This is a genomic window from Candidatus Kurthia intestinigallinarum, from assembly GCF_003991225.1.
Classification (GTDB): domain Bacteria; phylum Bacillota; class Bacilli; order Bacillales_A; family Planococcaceae; genus Kurthia; species Kurthia populi.
Genome location: NZ_JTFC01000026.1, coordinates 107,285 through 127,118, shown reverse-complemented (window position 1 = coordinate 127,118; position 19,834 = coordinate 107,285). Strand labels below are relative to the sequence as shown.

Annotated in this window: 19 protein-coding genes and 1 other annotated feature; of the genes, 17 read left to right on the top strand and 2 right to left on the bottom strand. The window is 41.0% G+C overall.

What is annotated here, in order from left to right; genetic code table 11:
* Positions 1-88 precede the first annotated feature (88 nt).
* The 5 genes from QI30_RS06595 (at position 89) to QI30_RS06575 (ending at position 3,079) form a co-directional block, all read left to right on the top strand.
* Positions 89-793 (top strand): cytochrome c biogenesis CcdA family protein, encoded by a 705-nt coding sequence (locus QI30_RS06595; protein WP_126990139.1) that lies wholly within the window; start codon positions 89-91, stop codon positions 791-793.
* 19 nt (positions 794-812) lie between these two features.
* Positions 813-1,178, top strand: coding sequence for a response regulator (locus tag QI30_RS06590; RefSeq protein WP_370323594.1), 366 nt, complete (start codon positions 813-815; stop codon positions 1,176-1,178).
* Between the two features lie 19 nt (positions 1,179-1,197).
* Entirely contained in the window at positions 1,198-1,698 is a 501-nt protein-coding gene (locus QI30_RS06585) for a CcdC family protein (protein WP_126990137.1), read from the top strand.
* Positions 1,699-1,822: 124 nt separating this feature from the next.
* On the top strand, positions 1,823-2,437 hold the full coding sequence (locus QI30_RS06580) for a hypothetical protein (RefSeq protein WP_126990136.1): 615 nt from the start codon (positions 1,823-1,825) through the stop codon (positions 2,435-2,437).
* A gap of 72 nt (positions 2,438-2,509) precedes the next feature.
* Complete coding sequence (locus QI30_RS06575) at positions 2,510-3,079, top strand: SCO family protein (protein ID WP_126990135.1); 570 nt, start codon at positions 2,510-2,512, stop codon at positions 3,077-3,079.
* Positions 3,080-3,222: 143 nt separating this feature from the next.
* Here QI30_RS06575 and mscL read toward each other — a convergent pair whose 3' ends face one another.
* Positions 3,223-3,606 carry a large conductance mechanosensitive channel protein MscL gene (mscL, locus tag QI30_RS06570; protein WP_126990134.1) on the bottom strand — a complete coding sequence of 128 codons (384 nt, stop codon included), beginning with the start codon at positions 3,604-3,606 and terminating at the stop codon, positions 3,223-3,225.
* Between the two features lie 148 nt (positions 3,607-3,754).
* Between mscL and QI30_RS06565 the strand changes: the two genes are divergently transcribed.
* Complete coding sequence (locus QI30_RS06565) at positions 3,755-5,134, top strand: MDR family MFS transporter (protein ID WP_370323593.1); 1,380 nt, start codon at positions 3,755-3,757, stop codon at positions 5,132-5,134.
* 40 nt (positions 5,135-5,174) lie between these two features.
* On the opposite strand, the gene QI30_RS06560 is transcribed toward QI30_RS06565, so the two are convergent.
* A complete protein-coding gene (locus tag QI30_RS06560) occupies positions 5,175-5,723 on the bottom strand; it encodes a cysteine hydrolase family protein (protein ID WP_126990132.1) in 549 nt (182 codons plus the stop codon).
* Between the two features lie 385 nt (positions 5,724-6,108).
* Between QI30_RS06560 and QI30_RS06555 the strand changes: the two genes are divergently transcribed.
* From QI30_RS06555 to QI30_RS06505, 11 genes are all read left to right on the top strand, one after another.
* Complete coding sequence (locus QI30_RS06555) at positions 6,109-7,281, top strand: alanine racemase (protein WP_126990131.1); 1,173 nt, start codon at positions 6,109-6,111, stop codon at positions 7,279-7,281.
* Entirely contained in the window at positions 7,269-8,561 is a 1,293-nt protein-coding gene (locus QI30_RS06550; RefSeq protein ID WP_126990130.1) for a D-arabinono-1,4-lactone oxidase, read from the top strand. Before QI30_RS06555 ends, QI30_RS06550 begins: the two co-directional genes overlap by 13 nt.
* Before the next feature lie 312 nt (positions 8,562-8,873).
* The gene (gene ilvD / locus QI30_RS06545; protein ID WP_126990129.1) at positions 8,874-10,541 is read left to right on the top strand and encodes a dihydroxy-acid dehydratase; all 1,668 of its coding nucleotides are present in this window, start codon (positions 8,874-8,876) and stop codon (positions 10,539-10,541) included.
* Positions 10,542-10,565: 24 nt separating this feature from the next.
* Positions 10,566-10,810, top strand: a binding site (T-box leader).
* 82 nt (positions 10,811-10,892) lie between these two features.
* On the top strand, positions 10,893-12,644 hold the full coding sequence (gene ilvB / locus QI30_RS06540; RefSeq protein ID WP_126990128.1) for a biosynthetic-type acetolactate synthase large subunit: 1,752 nt from the start codon (positions 10,893-10,895) through the stop codon (positions 12,642-12,644).
* On the top strand, positions 12,641-13,156 hold the full coding sequence (gene ilvN / locus QI30_RS06535) for an acetolactate synthase small subunit (RefSeq protein WP_126990127.1): 516 nt from the start codon (positions 12,641-12,643) through the stop codon (positions 13,154-13,156). The genes ilvB and ilvN overlap by 4 nt, the downstream gene beginning before the upstream one ends.
* 46 nt (positions 13,157-13,202) lie before the next feature.
* Positions 13,203-14,219, top strand: coding sequence for a ketol-acid reductoisomerase (ilvC, locus tag QI30_RS06530; RefSeq protein ID WP_126990126.1), 1,017 nt, complete (start codon positions 13,203-13,205; stop codon positions 14,217-14,219).
* Between the two features lies 1 nt (position 14,220).
* Positions 14,221-15,759, top strand: a complete 1,539-nt coding sequence (locus tag QI30_RS06525) for a 2-isopropylmalate synthase (RefSeq protein WP_126990125.1) — start codon at positions 14,221-14,223, stop codon at positions 15,757-15,759.
* A 72-nt stretch (positions 15,760-15,831) separates the two neighbouring features.
* Positions 15,832-16,926 (top strand): 3-isopropylmalate dehydrogenase, encoded by a 1,095-nt coding sequence (leuB, locus tag QI30_RS06520; protein ID WP_126990124.1) that lies wholly within the window; start codon positions 15,832-15,834, stop codon positions 16,924-16,926.
* A 16-nt stretch (positions 16,927-16,942) separates the two neighbouring features.
* Entirely contained in the window at positions 16,943-18,349 is a 1,407-nt protein-coding gene (gene leuC / locus QI30_RS06515) for a 3-isopropylmalate dehydratase large subunit (RefSeq protein ID WP_126990123.1), read from the top strand.
* A gap of 12 nt (positions 18,350-18,361) precedes the next feature.
* A complete protein-coding gene (gene leuD, locus QI30_RS06510; protein WP_126990122.1) occupies positions 18,362-18,952 on the top strand; it encodes a 3-isopropylmalate dehydratase small subunit in 591 nt (196 codons plus the stop codon).
* Positions 18,953-19,169: 217 nt separating this feature from the next.
* Positions 19,170-19,430, top strand: a complete 261-nt coding sequence (locus QI30_RS06505; protein ID WP_126990121.1) for a hypothetical protein — start codon at positions 19,170-19,172, stop codon at positions 19,428-19,430.
* Positions 19,431-19,834: the final 404 nt, after the last annotated feature.

Sequence of the window (19,834 nt, the reverse complement as noted above, 5' to 3'; positions counted from 1 at the left end):
ATAATAAGTAGCCTTGAGTCGTTCAAATAGACTTCACAGTTCGCACATAATTTTGCGCTATACTAAAAGAAAGATTGGAGGCTTTGATGTGACAGATTTAACGTATTTCTTTGCGTTTGCGGCGGGACTTCTCAGCTTTATATCACCTTGTACACTGCCGCTTTATCCCGCCTTTTTATCCTATATAACAGGTGTTTCAACTGCACAACTTACCGCAGATGGCCTTCGACGAAAGCAAGCACTTCTACATACGATTGCCTTCCTTGTTGGATTTTCACTTATTTTTATCGTCTTAGGCTTTAGTACATCGTTTATTCGCGTGTTATTTATTCAATATGACGAATTAATTCGGCAGCTTGGCGGCATTTTAATTGTCATTTTTGGCCTTATTGTAGCAGGTGTTTTTAAGCCAACCCTTTTAATGAAGGAACATCGCTTTCAACTAAAAAATCGTCCTACAGGCTATGTTGGCTCCGCATTAATCGGTCTTGTTTTTGCGGCAGGATGGACACCGTGTACAGGTCCGATTTTAGCGAGTATTTTTCTGCTTGGTAGCACGAATCCAACAAGCGCGGTTAGCTATATGTTGCTGTATGTGCTAGGCTTTTCAGTGCCATTTTTAGTCATGGCATTTTTCTTGCCAAAAATTCAATTATTAAAACATCATATGCAGCGTGTTGTCACATTAGGCGGCTATGTTATGATTGTAGTTGGTATACTCATTTTCTTTGATCAATTGAGTAAATTAAATCAATTATTCACGCCGATTTTTGGCGACTTTACAGGATTTTAATTTATAAAGTAGAGGTGATATGATGACACGTATTTTAATAGTGGATGATACATTTTTTATTCGAGAAACGATTAAGCGTATGATTGATGGTGAAGATTTTACCGTCGTAGGTGAGGCAGATAACGGGGAAGATGCGGTGAACCTTTATCGCGAGCTTCAACCAGACATCGTGACGATGGATATTACGATGCCGCTAAAAAATGGCTTAGAAGCAACAAAAGAAATTTGCGATGCGTTTCCGGAGGCGAAAATCTTAATGATAACAGCTGTTGGCCAACAGAAAAATGTGATTACCGCGCTTGAAAATGGTGCCAAAGATTTTATGACAAAGCCTTTTACACAGGAGCGCCTAGTAGAAACATTAAAACGACTCGTAGAAGTATAAATGGAAAGAAGAGATTAATGTGTTAGACTTTTTAAAAGAACTCCCAACGCAGTTTTGGGTTATTGCCTCGACCGTTTTTGTCGTCTTTATGGGTGTGAGTGCAATGCTGATGCGTGCAAAATCAGCAAAAAAGCCAGCAAGTGCTAAAAAAATAATGATTCCACCTGTTGCGATGTCAACAGGGGCGTTAATGTATATTTTCCCGTATTTCAGATTATCTTGGGAGCATTTAGCCATCACAGTGATTATCGGTGTATTATGCTCATTGATTTTAATTAAAACATCAAAATTTGAAATAGTCGCCCAAGATATTTATTTAAAACCATCGAAAGCATTTATTTTCGTGTTAGTAGGCCTTTTAATTTTCCGTACCGTAGCGAAGATTTATTTAGGTGGTACATTCCATTTAGGCGAGCTTGGCGGCATTTTCTTTTTATTGGCCTTTTCAATGTTATTACCGTGGCGTTTAGCGATGCTCGTGCAATTTAAAAAACTTGAAAAACAATTAAAAGAAGTGTAAATGTGGAGAAACCTGTCACAACTTGTGACAGGTTTTTTTCGTTTCGTCAGAATACGCTATTTTTTTCAGTAAGTATGCTAGAATAGGTGAGACTATAGAAACAGTAAGGAAGAGTGATTACATTATGAAAAAAGGGCTTTTACTTGTAGCAACGGGTGTATTGTCGCTGTCATTAGCAGCGTGTAGTAGCAATATGACGGGGACAACAGAAGAAAAAGATGCAGCGAAACAAGCAGAGACAACCGAACAATCAGCAGCAGAAACAACGTCAAAAACATCATCAGATGCTACAATGAATAAAGTTTTTGTCATTCCGAATGTTTACTTGAATCGTGAAGGATTATCAAGTGAAATTGATCCAGCTTCTGTAGAACATACAGATGTTAGTGATGAACAAACGAAATTTACAATGAGCGAAAAAAATATGGCAGAACAAAGCGAAAAAATTAATAGTGGCATTATCGGTGCGCTAACAGCATTAGCAGAAGGCAAAACAATGGAATCGGTTAAAGGTGTCGATACCGATGATATGTATGAACATGTAAAAATTTTCGTTGACGGGGATAAATTTGATAAGCAAAAAGATCCGACTGTCTTTGGTGCTATCGCTATTTCAATTGCAACGTATCAAATTTTAGAAGGCTGGGACGAGCCAAAGAGTAAAGTTGATTTCGTCGATAACGATACCCAAAAAGTATTGGCAACAAAATCAATTCCGGATGACGTATCAAAAGAATAATCGCTTCTATACCTCCAAGTGCGAATGCGCTATGGAGGTATTTTTTATATACTTAACTAAAGGGGGAATGATATGAGAAAATGGGGATTAATCGCTTGTCTGCTCGTACTAGCGGGGTGCAGTTCGTTTCGAGGGGATATGCACTGGAAGGTGGCAGAGTTCAACTATACGAATCAGCATCAAACAAACACGAGCTTAGCATCACTTCAAGGCACACCATTTATTGCGTACTTCTTTTTTACAAATTGTACGACCGTATGCCCGCCGATGACGATGAATATGGTCAAGCTTCAAAAGGAATTAAAGGCAGCTGGCATGGACGACTATGCGCTTGTTGGCTTTAGCGTCGATCCTACGCGTGATACGCCAGCTGTAATTACACAATACATAAATCAGTTTCCGGTAGCGGATAAATCGAAATGGCATCTTTTAACGGGCTATGATGAAGCAGCTATTACTACTTTAGCAGCAACATCCTTTAAAGCGATTGTGAAGCTTGAGGAAGGGAGCCAACAGATGATGCATGCGACGAATTTTTATTTGGTTGACCAACAGGGCTTTGTTCGAAAATCCTATGATGGTTATGGTCAAGTACCTGTCAGTGAAATCCTTAATGATTTAGCACATATACAGCCAAAATAAAAAAGAGACTGGGACAAATTACGTCATTTTCCTTTTTTAGCGTTCACAACAAAAAACCGGAGCCGCGCTACTGCGCGATTCCGGTTTTTCTTATGCTCACAAGAGCGGTTGTTACACATATGTCAAAGCCTCTTGTTACATACTTATTTATGTTCGTTTTGTTGACGTAATAATTCACGAATATCTTTAAGCACGTCTTCTTGTGTCTCAGCTGCTGCTTCTTCTTCAACAACTTCATTTTGACGACGCATTTTATTTCCAAGCGACATAACAATTTTAATAAATAAGAAGATAGAAAATGCAATAATCACGAAGTCAATGACACTTTGGATAAACGCACCGTATTTAATGCTTTTGTAAGCTAAGTCTGAAACGTCCACTTTACCAATTAGTAAAGTAACGATTGGCATGATGATGTTTTCTACTAAAGAAGTAACGATTTTACCGAACGCTGCCCCGATGATAACACCGACTGCAAGATCTAATACATTACCTTTTAACGCGAACTCTTTAAATTCTTTCCACATACTTGAGTATACCTCCTTTATAACGAAATAATTATATGAGTTAACAAATTGTATGATACCTAAAAAATGGGTCTATGACAAATATTTTTATAATAAATTGGTTAAAATAAAGAAAAAGATACAAAATTAATGTACCATAACAAAGGAGGTGTCGAGTTTGAACTATGTTTTTCTTGCCATTTTATTGGCAACTGCGCTTGCTGCAATTGAAGGGACCATTGTAGCAACGGCAATTCCAAGCATCACCGCTGACCTAAATGGCGTCGAATTAATTAGCTGGATTTATTCTGCTTATTTATTAACATCGGCGATTGCAGCGATTTTATTTGGGAAATTGGCCGATTTATTCGGTCGTAAAAAAATGATTATAATTGGGATTACCTTATTTGCGGTAGGATCCTTGTTATGTGGAATATCACAAAGTATGGTAATGCTCATTATATGCCGTGCCATTCAAGGGGTTGGCGCTGGTTCAATTTTGCCGATTACGCTGACAATGGTTAGTGAATTATTTGAAACAGAAAAAGCCCGTGCACGAGGCCAAAGCTATATTAGTATGGTATGGGGCGTTGCAGGTGTTGTTGGTCCATTAATTGGTGGCTTTTTAATTGATAGCTTATCATGGCATTATATTTTCTTATTAAATGTACCGTTTGCAATTGGTTCTATTTATTTTATTGCGCGTTATTATGAGGAACAGCTTGTTGTGACGAAGCATAAAATTGATTATGTGGGTGCTGTCTTATTCGCGGTAGCCATTTTATGCTTAATGTACGCGATTATTACGGGGAGTAATAGTGGGGATTGGTGGACGACGACGCAAATTGTTTGCTATAGCATCGTATTCATCTGTCTAGCTGCTTTTATTGCAGTAGAGCTGCGTGTAAGTGAACCGCTAATTCCGTTACAACTCTTTAAAAATCGTCGCCTAATGACGATTAATGCACTGTCATTTTGCACCATGGCCATCGTCATCGGCATGTCGGCATATGTACCACTTTATGCGCAAAATGTTCTAGGTAAGAATGCGACAGTAGCAGGCTTGATGCTAACACCATTATCCATTATGTGGACACTCGGTGCGATGGGCATCGGTGTTTTTATTGGCAAAATAGCCAATAAATATTTTATTGTCAGTGGTACGGTATTTTTAATTATCGGTACGCTAATGATGGCGCAGCTAACGGCACATACATCTGCCATCTTTATTATTGGCGCAACGGCACTAACGGGCTTAGGCATGGGTTGTATTGCGCCATTACTAATTATTACGCTTCAAAAAACCGTTTCAAAAGAGCATGTTGGCTTAGCGACAGGATTAAATTCATTTACGAATACGTTTAGCCAATCACTTGGTGCGGCGATTTATGGCGTCATTTTCAATGTAGTGACCGTTACAACGGTTGCGGCTACATCTGCTAATATGTTCGCAACTGGCATTCAGGCAGTCTATGTCGGTACGCTTGTGTTTGCGGTTATCGCCTTATTACTTGCGCTAACAATTAAAAAAGAAGCTGTCACACAGTAAAAAGACAGGAATCGTGTAAGAAGCGCGATTCCTGTCTTTTTTAAATAACCGTAGCTCCTAAAGAGCCTGTGAAGTGTGCCAGTGCCCAGTCATGGCCGGCTTGATTAAAGCTTGCGACACCTTGTTCATGAATAATAATTGTAAAACCTAAGTTATACGCATCAACAGCGGTGTGTAGTACACAAATATCGGTACAAACACCGACTAAATGTAACTCATTAATACCACGCTCGCGTAGTCGTAATAATAAATCAGTACCAGCGAATGAAGAATAACGAGTTTTATCCATCCATTTCACATGACTGCGGTTCGCATAGGTTTCATAAACCGCTTGCAAATCACCGTAAAGTTTTCGTCCGTCCGTATCTCGAATATTATGTGGTGGGAACAATGCAGTTTCTGGATGATACGGGTCATTTTTTTCATGTAAATCACATGCAAACACAACGTATTGCTCGTCGTTAATAAATTGTGTCGTTAATTTTGTAATATAAGATTCGAGCGCTTGCCCGGGCGCACCACATGTTAATGCGCCGTCCGTTGCAACGAAATCATTTGTGTAATCAATGATGATTAATGCTTTATTCATCTGTATCGCCTCCTGTCTTTACTGTACGCAAGTTATCGAAAAATGTCTACTTTGAAAAAATGTCACAATTTCGACAAAAAATGTTTGCGTTTTTTATTTTCAAGGTATATGATATTTACAAATAATAATCATAAAACAGCAAAAAATGATTGTTATGAAGAGAAAGGTGGAGAATCGTATGTACGAAATGTCAAATAAAAAATATAACACAATTGGATTTGTAGTAGCAGGCTTGCATTTATTCGTCATGTTAAATTTGGCATTAGACTTAACGCTGATTCCGGGTGTTAATGTGTAATAGGTGGTGCAACCAAATAGTCATCCTCTCCTAAGAGCATCTTTATGCTTTGATTAGTGAGAGGATTTTTTTATGGAGGAGAAGACAATGAAAAAAATGCCAGCAGTTTTTCAAACATTTGAGCATCCGTATGCGTGGCTTGATTTAGATGCGCTAGATGCGAATATTCGTACGATGATTGCAGGAAGCGGTGACAAAGACATTCGCATCGCTACAAAATCGATTCGCTCAACAGATGTTCTACGCTATATTGAGCGTGCTGTCGACCAGCGTTTTGCAGGGTGGATGACATTTACAGCAGCCGAAACCGCTTATTTATGCGAACAAGGATTTGATCACTTTTTATTAGGCTATCCGACGCTTGAGGAAAAGAGTGTGCGCCAGTTAATGCGCTGGATTCATCAGGGGAAAGATATTACGTTTATGGTCGATGCAGTCGAACAGGTGGATTTTTTAAAGCGCCTAGCAGAGGAGGAAGATGTTGCCGCTGCGCTTTGTATGGATTTAAATGTGTCCCAGCAATATCCATCGCTTTATTTTGGAACGCGACGGTCAGCACTAACGAATGCGAAGGATACGGCGCGCTTTATCGACGCCATTTTGCCCAGTCCATATATTTATGTTGTCGGCTTGATGGGCTATGATGCACAAATTGCTGGTGTAGGTGATCGTCCAGCGAATAAAGCGACTGGCACCGTTATTCGTCGCCTACAGCAGCGTGCTAAAAAAGAGGTGCAAAAGCGTCGTCAAAAGGTTGTTCGTTATATCGAAAAAAAACAAGGACCGCTGCGCTTTGTAAATGGTGGTGGAACGGGGAGTATGGCGTATACCGCAACCTGTCCCGAAGTGAGCGAGGTAACAATTGGTTCCGGTTTATACCGGCCAGGACTCTTTGATTATTATGACGATATGCCGTTTGAAGTTGCAGCGGGCTATGCGATCCGTGCAACAAGGAGGCCCTCACAAACAACGATTGTGGCGCATGGGGGCGGCTATATCGCAAGTGGCGCGACAGGCAGTGATAAAATGCCGGTGCTCGCTGATGACGAGTTAGCTTTTTATGCAACAGAAGGGGCAGGGGAAGTGCAAACACCGTTAGCAATGCCGAAAAATAAATATGCCATTGGGGATTCCATCGTGCTACGCCATGCGAAAGCGGGCGAGCTATGCGAGCGTTTCCAAGTATTACATGGCTATCGTCATAATACGTATATTGGGCCGATGACAACCTATAGGGGGGAAGGACAATGTTTTCTATAGAAGAAAGATGGTCAAACTGGGCAGGGACATTTACAACACCGAAGGCAATGATTTATGAGCCTGCTTCTATTGAAGAAGTAAGTTTACTTATAAAGCAAGTCACACAGAAGCAGCAAACAATTCGTGCAATGGGGGCTCGCCATTCCTTTAGCGGTGTCGCAAAACCCGATGACGTAGGGGTGAGCTTAACACGTATGCGAGGGCTTATTCAGCTAGATAAGCTGAAGCAGGAGGCGACGTTTTGGGCAGGCACGCATTTATATGAAATCGGACCGCTCTTAGAGGAGCATGGCTATGGACTTGCGAATATGGGCGATATTGATGTGCAATCCCTCGCTGGAGCCACAAGTACAGGGACACATGGTACAGGTATTACGCTTGGCTCTTTATCGAGTCAGGTGACACGCTGGGGGCTTGTGGATGGCGAAGGAAATTACCGAGAAGTGACGCGTGAAGATCCGTTAGCACAGTCGCTACATATTGGGCTCGGTTTATTTGGCATTGTCGTACAGATTACAATAAAAGTTGTGCCCGTATATGGCTTAGCCTATGAATCGTCACGTATAACGGTGCAGGATACGCTAGCGCAGTTTCAATCGATTATTGAAACGAATCGTCACGCCGAATGGTATTACTTCCCAGGACAGTCGCAGATGCAATTAAAAGTGATGAATGCAGTTCCGTATGAGCAGTTAGAGCGTCAGCCAACAAAACCTTTCGACAATTTTATCGAAAATCAAGTGTTACAAGGCATGTCGTCCCTTTGTAAGCGCATGCCACAAACAACTAGCCTCGTGAGTAAAATTTCGGCTAAGGCCGTGCCGATTGGGGCAAGACAGGATGTTAGCTATCGCATATTCGCCTCGCCAAGACAAGTGAAGTTTGCAGAATGTGAGTATGCGATGCCATTACACTATTTCGAAGCATTTCTTGAAGAGCTTCATTTTACGATGTCGCGGGAGCTTTTTCATGTGCATTTCCCGATTGAATGCCGCACACAAAAAGGCGAAGCGGGCATTTTAAGCCCCACACAGCAGCAAGATAGTGCTTTTTTTGCGTTCCATATGTATAAAGGGATGCCGTATAAGCGCTATTTTCGCTATATGGACCATCTTTTACAAAAATACGGAGGACGCGCGCATTTTGGGAAGATGAATCGTTACACGCAATGTGAGCTTAAAAAGCAGTATAGCGATATTGATATATTTCTAACACACCAACAGCAATGCGACCCTAACAGCGTTTTTATGACTGAATATATGAGAAAAATTCTCATTTAGCTAAAAATGACCTACGCGATATATTGCATGAAAATTTTTAAAAAATTTTTGAAAAATTCAAAAATGAGCAGAAAAGCGTAATTATGCGTTTGTAAACGCTTTAATGTACAGAATAATTTTTTTAATTGTCTGATAATTCTAAATAGACTGTTGACTTCATAGAGTATACATACTATGATAACAACAATTTAATAAACGTATTTGAAACGAGGTACAGTCAAACGTTTATAGATTTTATAAGAAGTAGCAGCCGTCAAGTAACGTTGATGCAACTGATACGCTTCTTACTTAGATATAGAAGAGGTGTCGTGAATGCGTAGTGATATGATTAAAAAGGGTGTCGATCGTGCACCTCACCGAAGCTTACTTTATGCGGCTGGTGTTAAAACAAAAGATTTAGACAAACCGTTTATCGGAATTTGTAATTCGTATATTGATATTATTCCCGGACATGTCCATTTACAGGAGTTCGGTAAAGTAGTAAAACAAGCTATTATTGATGCAGGGGGGATTCCATTTGAGTTCAATACAATCGGTGTAGATGATGGGATTGCGATGGGGCATATTGGTATGCGCTACTCATTACCATCACGTGAGTTAATCGCCGATAGTGCAGAAACAGTCATTAACGCACACTGGTTTGACGGTGTGTTCTACATTCCAAACTGTGACAAAATCACACCAGGGATGTTGATGGCGGCTGTTCGTACAAATGTTCCGTCTATCTTTGTAACAGGTGGCCCAATGGAGCCTGGTGTTTCATCAAAAGGCGAACCATTATCCCTTACTTCGGTATTCGAAGGTGTCGGTGCTTATAAAAGTGGCCGCATGAGCGAATCAGAATTACTTGATATCGAGCAAAATGCCTGTCCAACATGTGGTTCTTGCTCAGGGATGTTCACAGCGAACTCAATGAACTCATTAATGGAAATGGTCGGTTTAACCGTACCGGGGAATGCGACAATCGTTGCAACATCCGATAAACGTCATGAGTTGATTAAGCAAGCAGCACGTAACTTAGTTGATATGATTAAAAATGATGTGAAGCCACGCGATATCGTGACGAAAGAAGCGATTGACGATGCTTTCGCCTTAGATATGGCAATGGGTGGCTCAACAAATACGGTGCTCCATACATTAGCACTCGCACATGAGGCAGAAATTGATTACGACATCAATGACATTAATACAGTAGCAGAGCGCGTACCGTATTTAGCGAAAATCATGCCAGCATCGAATTACTCGATGCATGATATTCACTTGTCAGGTGGTATCTCAGCAATCATTAATGAATTAACAAAAATTCCAGGCGCGATTCATCCCGATCGTATTACCGTTACAGGTAAAACAATTCGTGAAAATGTCGCGAACGATGAAATTACAAATACAGATGTGATTCGTACAAAGGATAATCCATATAGTAAGGTTGGCGGCTTATCGATTTTATTCGGTAATATCGCACCAAACGGCGGCGTTATTAAAGTCGGAGCAGTTGATCCATCGATTCAAACATTCCGCGGTGAAGCGATTTGCTTTGACTCACAAGATGCGGCACAAGAAGCGATTGATAATGGTACTGTGCAAGCAGGACATGTTGTTGTCATTCGCTATGAAGGCCCTAAAGGTGGCCCTGGTATGCCAGAGATGCTTGCACCAACGTCTGCTATTCAAGGGCGTGGGCTAGGCAAGGAAGTCGCATTAATTACAGATGGTCGCTTCAGCGGCGCATCTCGCGGGATTTCAATTGGTCATATTTCACCAGAAGCTGCAGAGGGTGGTCCAATCGCTCTAATCAATGACGGTGATATCATTACAATTGATTTACCAGCGCGTACGATTAATGTTGAAGTCGCGGAAGAGGAATTAGCAAAACGCGCAGAAACATTACCAGTATTTGAGCCAAAAATCAAAAAAGGTTGGTTAGCACGTTACTCAAGTTTAGTAACATCTGCATCAACTGGCGGTACGATGAAGTTTTAATTAAAAAATTCTAAAAATTCAATATTTAAAGCGTTGAAGAGGTAAAAGGAAATAGATATGGACTTTCCAGAGAGCTGATGGCCGGTGTGAATCAGTAGCCAGCTATTTCTGACATCCCCTCGGAGTGAATGACTAAACGCCTCATGCTACTAGGTCGTTCCGGGTGCTCGCACTCGTTATTAAAAGAATAGATTCGTCTATTCATAAGGCTATAAAGGTGACTTTATAGCGAAGCAGGGTGGTACCATGAAAGTTTTTTCATCCCTACGCAAAGAGGAGCAATGTATTTTTGCGTGGCATGAGAAAACTTTTTTTCGTGAATAATTAACTGAATAGGGAGGAGCCATACGAATGAGCGCAGAACTTGAACTAGCAAATCATCCAACACAGGCACAAGAGCAAGAAACGAAGACAAAACCGAAAACAGGTGCAGAAGTATTTATTGAAGCACTGAAAGATCAAGATGTTGATATTATTTTCGGTTACCCAGGTGGTGCAGTCTTACCATTATATGACGCATTATACCGCAACCCAATCAAACACATTTTAGCACGCCACGAGCAAGGCGCAATCCATGCAGCGGAGGGCTATGCACGTGTGACAGGGAGACCGGGTGTCGTCATTGCTACATCAGGGCCAGGAGCGACAAACCTAGTTACAGGTATTACGGATGCGATGATGGATTCCCTTCCATTAGTAGTATTCACTGGTCAAGTAGCCACAACGGTCGTTGGAACGGATGCATTCCAAGAAGCAGATATCGTAGGAATCACACAGCCAATTACAAAGCATAATTATCAAATTAAAGATGTACAAGATGTACCACGCATCATTAAAGAGGCATTCCATATTGCCAATACAGGTCGTAAAGGGCCAGTTGTCGTTGACTTCCCAAAAAATATTGCCAATGCCATCTTTGATAGCGAGGCGTATGTCGATGAGCCAATCAACTTACCAGGCTATCAACCAACATTACGTCCCAATTACTTGCAAATCAAAAAAGCGGTAGAGCTATTAAAAACCGCAAAAAAACCAATTATTCTTGCAGGTGCTGGCGTACTCGCAGCCGATGCTAAACAAGAATTCAATGAATTTATCGAGCGTCATAACTTCCCAGTCGTAAATACATTATTAGGTTTAGGGACAATCGATAATGATCATGCAAACTTCTACGGTATGGCAGGGATGCATGGTACGTACGCATCGAATATGGGGATTTCAGAAGCCGATGTTCTACTAAATATCGGTGCCCGCTTCGATGACCGTCTAACAGGGAATTTATCAAAATTCGCACCAAATGCTACTGTGATTCACATCGACGTGGACCCAGCAGAAATCGGTAAAAATGTACCGACAGATGTACCAATCGTATCCGACGCGAAAGAAGCATTAAAAGCATTATTAAAACAAGATTTTGATACAGCAGATTTCTCTGAATGGACAACGCAACTGAATGACTGGCGTACACAATATCCGTATTGGTACGAGGAAGATGAACAAGGCGTACTGTTACCACAGCAAGTACTAGCAGCAGTCAATGAGTTAACGAATGGGGAAGCAATTGTGACAACGGATGTTGGGCAACACCAAATGTTCGCCGCACAGTATTTCTCATTCAAAAAAGATCATCGTTGGGTAACATCCGGTGGACTTGGTACGATGGGATTCGGTTTCCCAGCTGCCATCGGAGCGCAATTCGCCTTCCCTGATGAGCAAGTTATCGCAGTTGTTGGCGACGCAGGATTCCAAATGACGCTACAAGAGCTAGGGTTATTACAGGAATTTAATTTACCAGTAAAAGTCATCATGCTAAACAATGCCTGTCTAGGTATGGTACGACAGTGGCAACAATCATTTTACGATGAACGTTACTCATCGTCATTAATGCCGGTACAACCAGACTTCTTAAAGCTAGCAGAGGCATATGATGTAAAAGGCTTTATCATCGATGATCCAGCAACAGCGAAAGCGCAACTACAAGAGGCCTTAGATTACGACGGTCCAGTATTAGTTGACTGCCGCGTAAAACAATTAGAGCTTGTAACACCAATGGTTGCACCAGGTGCAGGGCTAGCTGAGATGATTGGAGTGGAAAAAGAATGAAACGTATCATTACGGTAACAGTAATTAATCAAAGTGGGGTACTTAACCGCGTAACCGGGCTATTGATGAAGCGTCAATTTAATATTGAGAGCATCACAGTAGGCCACACCGAACAGCCGGGGATTTCAAAAATGACATTCATCGTGAATGTAGAAGATGAAGGCAAAATTGAACAACTCGTTAAACAATTGTCGAAACAAATCGATGTGATTAAAGTAAATGACATCACAGATAAATCAACGGTTATTCGCGAGTTAGCATTAATCAAAGTCGTAGCGCCACCGAATTTACGCGGTGAAATTAACTCCATCGTTGACCCATTCCGTGGGCAAGTGATCGATATTGGTAAAAATGTCGTAACGTATCAAGTAGTCGGCTCACCAGAGAAAATCGATGCGTTCATCGAGCTTGTGAAGCCATATGGCATTAAAGAATTAACACGTACTGGTGTTACAGCGTTCGTTCGTGATTCGCAACTTCAGCAGAAGACACAACTATCGCTTTTACAATAAACTAACATACTAAAAAAAACTTACATTCATTAGGGGGAAAAGCATTATGGCACAAATGTATTACAATCAGGACATCAACGAGAAAGTATTAGAAGGGAAAAAAATCGCAGTAATCGGTTACGGTTCACAAGGTCATGCACACGCACTTAACCTAAAAGAATCTGGTTTTGACGTACGCATCGGTATCCGTCCAGGGAACTCTGCAGATCGCGCGAAAAATGATGGCTTAGACGTAAAATCAGTAGCAGAAGCTGCACAAGAAGCAGATGTAATCATGGTTCTTCTTCCAGACGAAACACAAAAAGCAGTATACGAAGCGGAAATCGCACCAGGTTTAGTAGCTGGTAACGCTTTAGTATTCGCTCACGGTTTCAACATCCACTTCGAACAAATCGTAGCACCTGCTGATGTGGACGTATTCCTAATCGCACCAAAAGGACCAGGACATTTAGTTCGTCGTACATACCAAGCAGGCGCTGGTGTACCAGGATTAATCGCTGTCTATCAAGATGCCACTGGCCAAGCAAAAGATTTAGCCCTTGCTTACTCTAAAGGAATTGGCGCAGCTCGTGCAGGCGTTCTTGAAACAACGTTCAAAGAAGAAACAGAAACAGATTTATTCGGTGAACAAGCGGTACTTTGCGGTGGCGCAGTTGAGCTAGTAAAAGCGGGCTTTGAAACATTAGTAGAAGCAGGTTACCAACCAGAAATCGCTTACTTCGAATGTTTCCACGAATTAAAATTAATCGTTGACCTAATGTACGAAGGCGGTATCGAAAACATGAACTATTCAGTATCTGATACAGCTGAGTGGGGCGAATACGTTTCAGGTCCACGCGTTGTAACAGCTGAATCAAAAGCAGCAATGAAAGATGTATTAACAGACATCCAAAACGGTACATTTGCTCGCGAATGGATTCAAGAAAACGAAACAAATCGTCCACAATACACTGCGAAAAAACAAGCAGTTAAAGATCACCAAATCGAACAAGTTGGCGCTAAATTACGTGAAATGATGCCATTTGTAGGTCAAAAAGCTTCTGCTGAAGTAGTAGGTAAATAAGATGACGAAGATTGATATCTTTGATACAACCCTTCGTGATGGAGAACAGTCAGCTGGTATTAACTTAAATACTGGAGAAAAACTTGAAATTGCGAAGCAGCTAGAACGTCTAGGTGTCACCATTATTGAAGCAGGATTCCCGGCTTCATCACCTGGCGATTTCGAAGCTGTATCACGTATCGCAACAACAGTGAAAAATTCGACTGTGACTGGATTAGCTCGTGCGATGCAAAAAGATATTGATGTGACATGGGAAGCACTTAAACATGCTGAAAACCCTCATATCCATGTGTTTCTTGCGACGAGTCCAATTCACATGAAATATAAGTTAAATAAAACACCTGAAGAAGTGATTGAAGCGAGTGTTGCTGCTGTAAAGTATGCAAAGCAATTTTTCCCGCTTGTTCAGTGGTCTGCTGAAGATGCCTTCCGTTCGGATAAGGAATTTTTAGTACGCATCATCGATGAAGTGATCAAGGCAGGTGCTACAACGATTAACGTACCAGATACAGTAGGCTACGCAAGTCCTGCTGAGTACGGTGCATTATTCAAATACTTGATTGAAGAAATTCCAAACAGCGACTTAGTGAAATTCTCATCTCATTGTCATGATGATTTAGGAATGGCTGTAGCGAATTCGATTGCAGCAATTGAAAATGGTGCACGTCAAGTAGAATGTACAATCAATGGTATCGGCGAACGTGCAGGGAATGCCTCACTAGAAGAAATCGGTGTCGCCCTACACATTCGTAACGATATTTATCAGACGGAAACAGGTCTTAATCTTTCGGAAATTACACGTACATCTCGCCTTGTTAGCAAATTGACAGGTTCTCCTGTTCAGCCAAACAAAGCTATCGTCGGGAAAAATGCTTTCGCTCATGAGTCAGGCATTCACCAAGACGGTGTACTGAAAAATCCAGAGACGTATGAGATCATTACACCGGAGCTTGTCGGTGAAAATAAAGTGCCACTTGTGCTAGGGAAACACTCAGGTCGTCATGCGTTCAAAGAGCGGGCAATCGAGATGGGCTTTGATTTAGCAGATGATCGTCTACAAAACGCATTTGTTGCATTCAAAGAGTTAGCAGATAAGAAAAAAGAAATTACCGAAGAAGATTTATTGACGTTATTAACGGATGAGACGCTAGAAGTAGCTGATATTCCGAAATACGTTTTACAATCTGTGCAAGTACAATATGGTACGGAAAATATTCCGACTGCAACGGTACGCGCAACGAAACCTTCGGGTGAAGAAGTAACGGTTGCTTCTACTGGCTCAGGTTCTGTTGAAGCCATCTTCAATACACTTGAAAAATTAGTCGAGGAACCGGTGAAAATTTTAGATTATCGCGTATCATCTGTTGGCTCAGGCCGCGATGCATTAGGTGAAGCAGTGATTAATATTGCTTACAAAGATGGTAAATATCGTGGGCGTGACGCTGCACAAGATGTTTTGAAAGCTTCTGCTGAAGCGTATCTTGATGCGATTAATCGTGAAATTATTCAAGCGCAATTACGCGTAAAAGAATTAGCATAACTACTTGAGACTGCCTCAAACGGGGCAGTCTCATCTATTACATACTGTTTAACTTTGAAGGGAGACATTCTTATGGAAAAGAAAATTACGGCTTTACCAGGTGACGGCATCGGTCCAGAGATCGTGTCAAGTGCTGTACAAGTACTACAAGCTATCGCACAAAAATACAATCATACATTCCACATCGCAGTAGGTGCTATTGGTGGTGCGGCAATTGATCAATTCAATGATCCGCTACCTCAAGAAACAATTGATTTATGTGAGGCGAGCGATGCGATTTTATTAGGTGCAGTTGGAGGGCCAAAATGGGACAATAACCCATCAGATTTACGCCCAGAAAAAGGCTTGTTACGCATTCGTAAGCACTTTGATTTATTCTCTAACCTACGTCCGGTTCAAGCGATTCCATCGATGTTACACTCGTCTCCTTTAAAAGAAGAAAACGTGAAGGACGTAGATTTACTAATCGTGCGTGAATTAACAGGAGGTCTCTACTTTGGTGAACGTAACCGCGATGAGGAAAATGCGTACGACACACTCACATATAGCCGTAAAGAAATCGAGCGCATTGTCGACAATGCCTTCCAGTTAGCTCGTCTACGCAACAAACGTTTAACATCGGTAGATAAGGCGAATGTACTCGATACATCTCGCTTATGGCGCCAAATTGTTGAGGAGAAAAAAGCGGATTACCCAGATGTAGAAGTAGAACATAGCTTAGTTGACTCAACAGCAATGAAATTAATTACGAACCCCGCTTCCTATGATGTCATCGTAACGGAAAATATGTTTGGTGATATTTTATCAGATGAAGCCTCTGTTATTACAGGTTCACTAGGGGTGCTACCTTCTGCATCTATGCGTGGCGATAACTTTGGTTTATACGAACCAGTCCATGGCTCAGCACCAGATATTGCAGGTCAAGGCATTGCGAATCCTGCTGCAACGATTTTATCTGCGGCGATGCTTTTGCAATATACGTTTGAATTATCAGATGAAGCAAAAGAAATTGAGCAAGCTGTTGCGCGCGTATTTGAGCAAGGGTTCTTCACAGGCGATATGGCGGCAAAAGGAACAGCCGCATTATCAACAGATGAATGGACAGAAAAAGTTATTGCAGAAATTAATCCATCGTATGTACCTGATACATTAGCAAATCTACTATAAGAAAGGATGACGACATATGGGAAAAAATATTATTGAAAAAGTTTGGGATAATCACATCGTTTATGAGGAGCCTGGTAAACCGGATTTATTATTCATCGACCTACATTTAGTCCATGAAGTAACGAGTCCACAAGCATTTGAAGGCTTACGTTTAAACAATCGCCAAGTGCGTCGTCCAGATTTAACATTTGCAACGATGGATCACAACGTACCAACGCAAAATTTACCAGTCATCAATGACCCGATTGCTAAAAAGCAAATTATGACACTTGCTGATAATTGTAAGGAATTTGGTATAGAGCTAGCAGATATGGGCCACCCAGACCAAGGGATTGTCCATGTTATTGGGCCACAACTGGGCTTAACACAGCCGGGCAAAGCAATTGTTTGTGGCGACTCGCATACATCGACACATGGTGCTTTTGGTGCCATTGCTTTTGGAATTGGAACATCTGAAGTAGAACATGTACTCAGCACGCAAACTTTATGGCAAAATAAACCGAAAACGATGGAAGTACGCGTTGAAGGTGAATTAGGCTTTGGTGTTGCGGCAAAAGATATTATTTTAGCCATTATTGCGAAATTCGGTATTGATATGGGGACGGGACATATCGTTGAATTTACTGGTGATGCCATCCATAAGCTATCAATGGAAGAACGTATGACGATTTGTAATATGTCGATTGAAGCGGGTGCAAAAGCGGGATTAATTTCACCAGACCAAATTACCGTTGATTATCTTAAAGGGCGTAAATTCGCGCCACAACAGCAATTTGAAGAAGCTGCGACACATTGGTTATCACTAGCGTCTGATGCAGATGCCACATACGATGAAGTTCGCATTATTCAAGCATCTGAAATCGAGCCAATCGTGACATGGGGCACAAACCCATCTATGGGGGTTGGCGTCTCACAAACGGTGCCAACAGCAGCTGACTTCGCAGAAGAATCAGATAAACAAGCACTTGAAAAAGCATTAACATATATGGATTTAGAAGCAGGCACCCCAATTACGGACATCGCCATTCAACATGTCTTTATCGGTTCGTGTACAAACTCTCGTTTACATGATTTACGTGCAGCTGCAGCAGTTATCCAAGGACAGAAAGTGCATGATGGTGTACGTGCAATCGTTGTACCAGGTTCTTATTCTGTCAAACAGCAAGCAGAAGCAGAAGGGTTAGATCAAGTATTCTTAAATGCAGGCTTTGAATGGCGCGAATCTGGTTGTTCGATGTGCTTAGCGATGAATGAGGACGTGGTACCTGCTGGTGAACGCTGTGCGTCAACATCTAATCGTAACTTTGAAGGCCGTCAAGGTGCGGGCTCACGTACGCATTTAGTATCGCCTCCAATGGCCGCAGCAGCCGCAATCGCTGGTCATTTCGTTGACGTTCGAGAAATTATGAAAGCATCTGTATAGGAGGAGAGCCGAATGAAACCAATCAATCAAGTAAACAGTGTATTAACGCCATTAAATCGCAAAAACGTAGATACCGATCAAATCATTTCAAAAGAATTTTTAAAACGTATTGAGCGCACAGGCTTTGGTCAATATGTTTTTTATCACTGGCGTTTCGATGCACAAGGAAATCCAATTGAAGATTTCGTCTTAAATCAGCCGCAATACAAAGGGTCAAGCATTTTAGTCGCACATGATAACTTTGGCTGTGGCTCTTCTCGTGAACATGCACCATGGGCCATCTTAGACTATGGTTTTAATGTGATTATTGCACCGAGTTATGCGGATATTTTCCATAACAACTGCTTTAAAAATGGTATTTTACCGATTGAATTATCGATTCCAGAAGTGGAAGAGATTTTAGCGACAGCAGAAGCAAATCCAACGGAAGCTATTGTTAATTTAGCGCAGCAAACGGTAACGGTAGGTGACAAAGTGTATCATTTCGACATTGATGGCTATTATAAAGAGACATTATTAAATGGTTGGGATGAAATTTCGTTAACAATTCAATATGATGAGTATATTAAGAAATACGAACAATCTCATAAGGCATTTGTGTAATAACGCATAAAGCAAGCAGGAAACGGATACAACGGTTTCCTGCTTTTTTTGTAGGATTGTAAACAAGAGAAGACGGTTTTTATGTGTATTTTTGCATTGAAATGGAATAGATTCACTACTATATGCATGATATTCCTAAAAAAGGAAAAACACTGTGTTTTACGAAAAAAGAAAACGGCAATAGTAGACTATCTTATGAATAAAAGGAGTGTACAGCATGAACAACTTTGTAGAAGCAATTCAATCGTTACAAGCAGCAAGTATTCAACGAGATAAAACATCAAAAGGGATTCGATATGAGATGGACGGTCACTTAATGATGAAACTACATCGTAATCAATTAAAGCCAATCGAAGCAATGATTAATGAGCGCGGTATTGTTGAAAAACGATTAGTCGATAATGCAGATCGCATTGAGATGCATCAATTCGAGCAAGTCATTTCTTCAAAAGCAAGAGATTTTGCTAAATTATTTTAATATTATTACAATCAAATAAGGGATAAAGGGCTGTCAAATCTAGGGGACGATGAGGTGGCCTTTTTATTATTGTCTTATAACAGATTAATTAAAAAATTATAAAAAATACTGTACAAATAAACTATTTCGATGGTAAAATAGAAAATGTTAAAACATACGGCATCATCTATTAAGAATATTTATTACATTTTTATAAACAATCGATTTTATGGGAGAGATCGAGCGTTATTGATGCCGATATGGAATATTTCTTCTGAATAATCTGTATCATAACAGCTTGACAGAGCTTTTACAAAAGGGGTGTAAGCATTCTGTCAACGGAAGAAATACTGAAATGTCGTATCGTACGTTAAGATAAGGGGTTATCTTAGCCTATACATAGTGTTTAAAAGGGCAGATACGAT

What these genes read in the sequence shown, in the direction of transcription:
- QI30_RS06590 (WP_370323594.1), top strand. Translation starts at nt 813, where the DNA reads ATGATGACACGTATTTTAATAGTGGATGATACATTTTTTATTCGAGAA.
- QI30_RS06580 (WP_126990136.1), top strand. Translation starts at nt 1,823, where the DNA reads ATGAAAAAAGGGCTTTTACTTGTAGCAACGGGTGTATTGTCGCTGTCA.
- QI30_RS06575 (WP_126990135.1), top strand. Translation starts at nt 2,510, where the DNA reads ATGAGAAAATGGGGATTAATCGCTTGTCTGCTCGTACTAGCGGGGTGC.
- mscL (WP_126990134.1), bottom strand. Translation starts at nt 3,606, where the DNA reads ATGTGGAAAGAATTTAAAGAGTTCGCGTTAAAAGGTAATGTATTAGAT.
- QI30_RS06560 (WP_126990132.1), bottom strand. Translation starts at nt 5,723, where the DNA reads ATGAATAAAGCATTAATCATCATTGATTACACAAATGATTTCGTTGCA.
- QI30_RS06555 (WP_126990131.1), top strand. Translation starts at nt 6,109, where the DNA reads ATGAAAAAAATGCCAGCAGTTTTTCAAACATTTGAGCATCCGTATGCG.
- QI30_RS06550 (WP_126990130.1), top strand. Translation starts at nt 7,269, where the DNA reads ATGTTTTCTATAGAAGAAAGATGGTCAAACTGGGCAGGGACATTTACA.
- ilvD (WP_126990129.1), top strand. Translation starts at nt 8,874, where the DNA reads ATGCGTAGTGATATGATTAAAAAGGGTGTCGATCGTGCACCTCACCGA.
- ilvB (WP_126990128.1), top strand. Translation starts at nt 10,893, where the DNA reads ATGAGCGCAGAACTTGAACTAGCAAATCATCCAACACAGGCACAAGAG.
- ilvN (WP_126990127.1), top strand. Translation starts at nt 12,641, where the DNA reads ATGAAACGTATCATTACGGTAACAGTAATTAATCAAAGTGGGGTACTT.
- ilvC (WP_126990126.1), top strand. Translation starts at nt 13,203, where the DNA reads ATGGCACAAATGTATTACAATCAGGACATCAACGAGAAAGTATTAGAA.
- QI30_RS06525 (WP_126990125.1), top strand. Translation starts at nt 14,221, where the DNA reads ATGACGAAGATTGATATCTTTGATACAACCCTTCGTGATGGAGAACAG.
- leuB (WP_126990124.1), top strand. Translation starts at nt 15,832, where the DNA reads ATGGAAAAGAAAATTACGGCTTTACCAGGTGACGGCATCGGTCCAGAG.
- leuC (WP_126990123.1), top strand. Translation starts at nt 16,943, where the DNA reads ATGGGAAAAAATATTATTGAAAAAGTTTGGGATAATCACATCGTTTAT.
- leuD (WP_126990122.1), top strand. Translation starts at nt 18,362, where the DNA reads ATGAAACCAATCAATCAAGTAAACAGTGTATTAACGCCATTAAATCGC.
- QI30_RS06505 (WP_126990121.1), top strand. Translation starts at nt 19,170, where the DNA reads ATGAACAACTTTGTAGAAGCAATTCAATCGTTACAAGCAGCAAGTATT.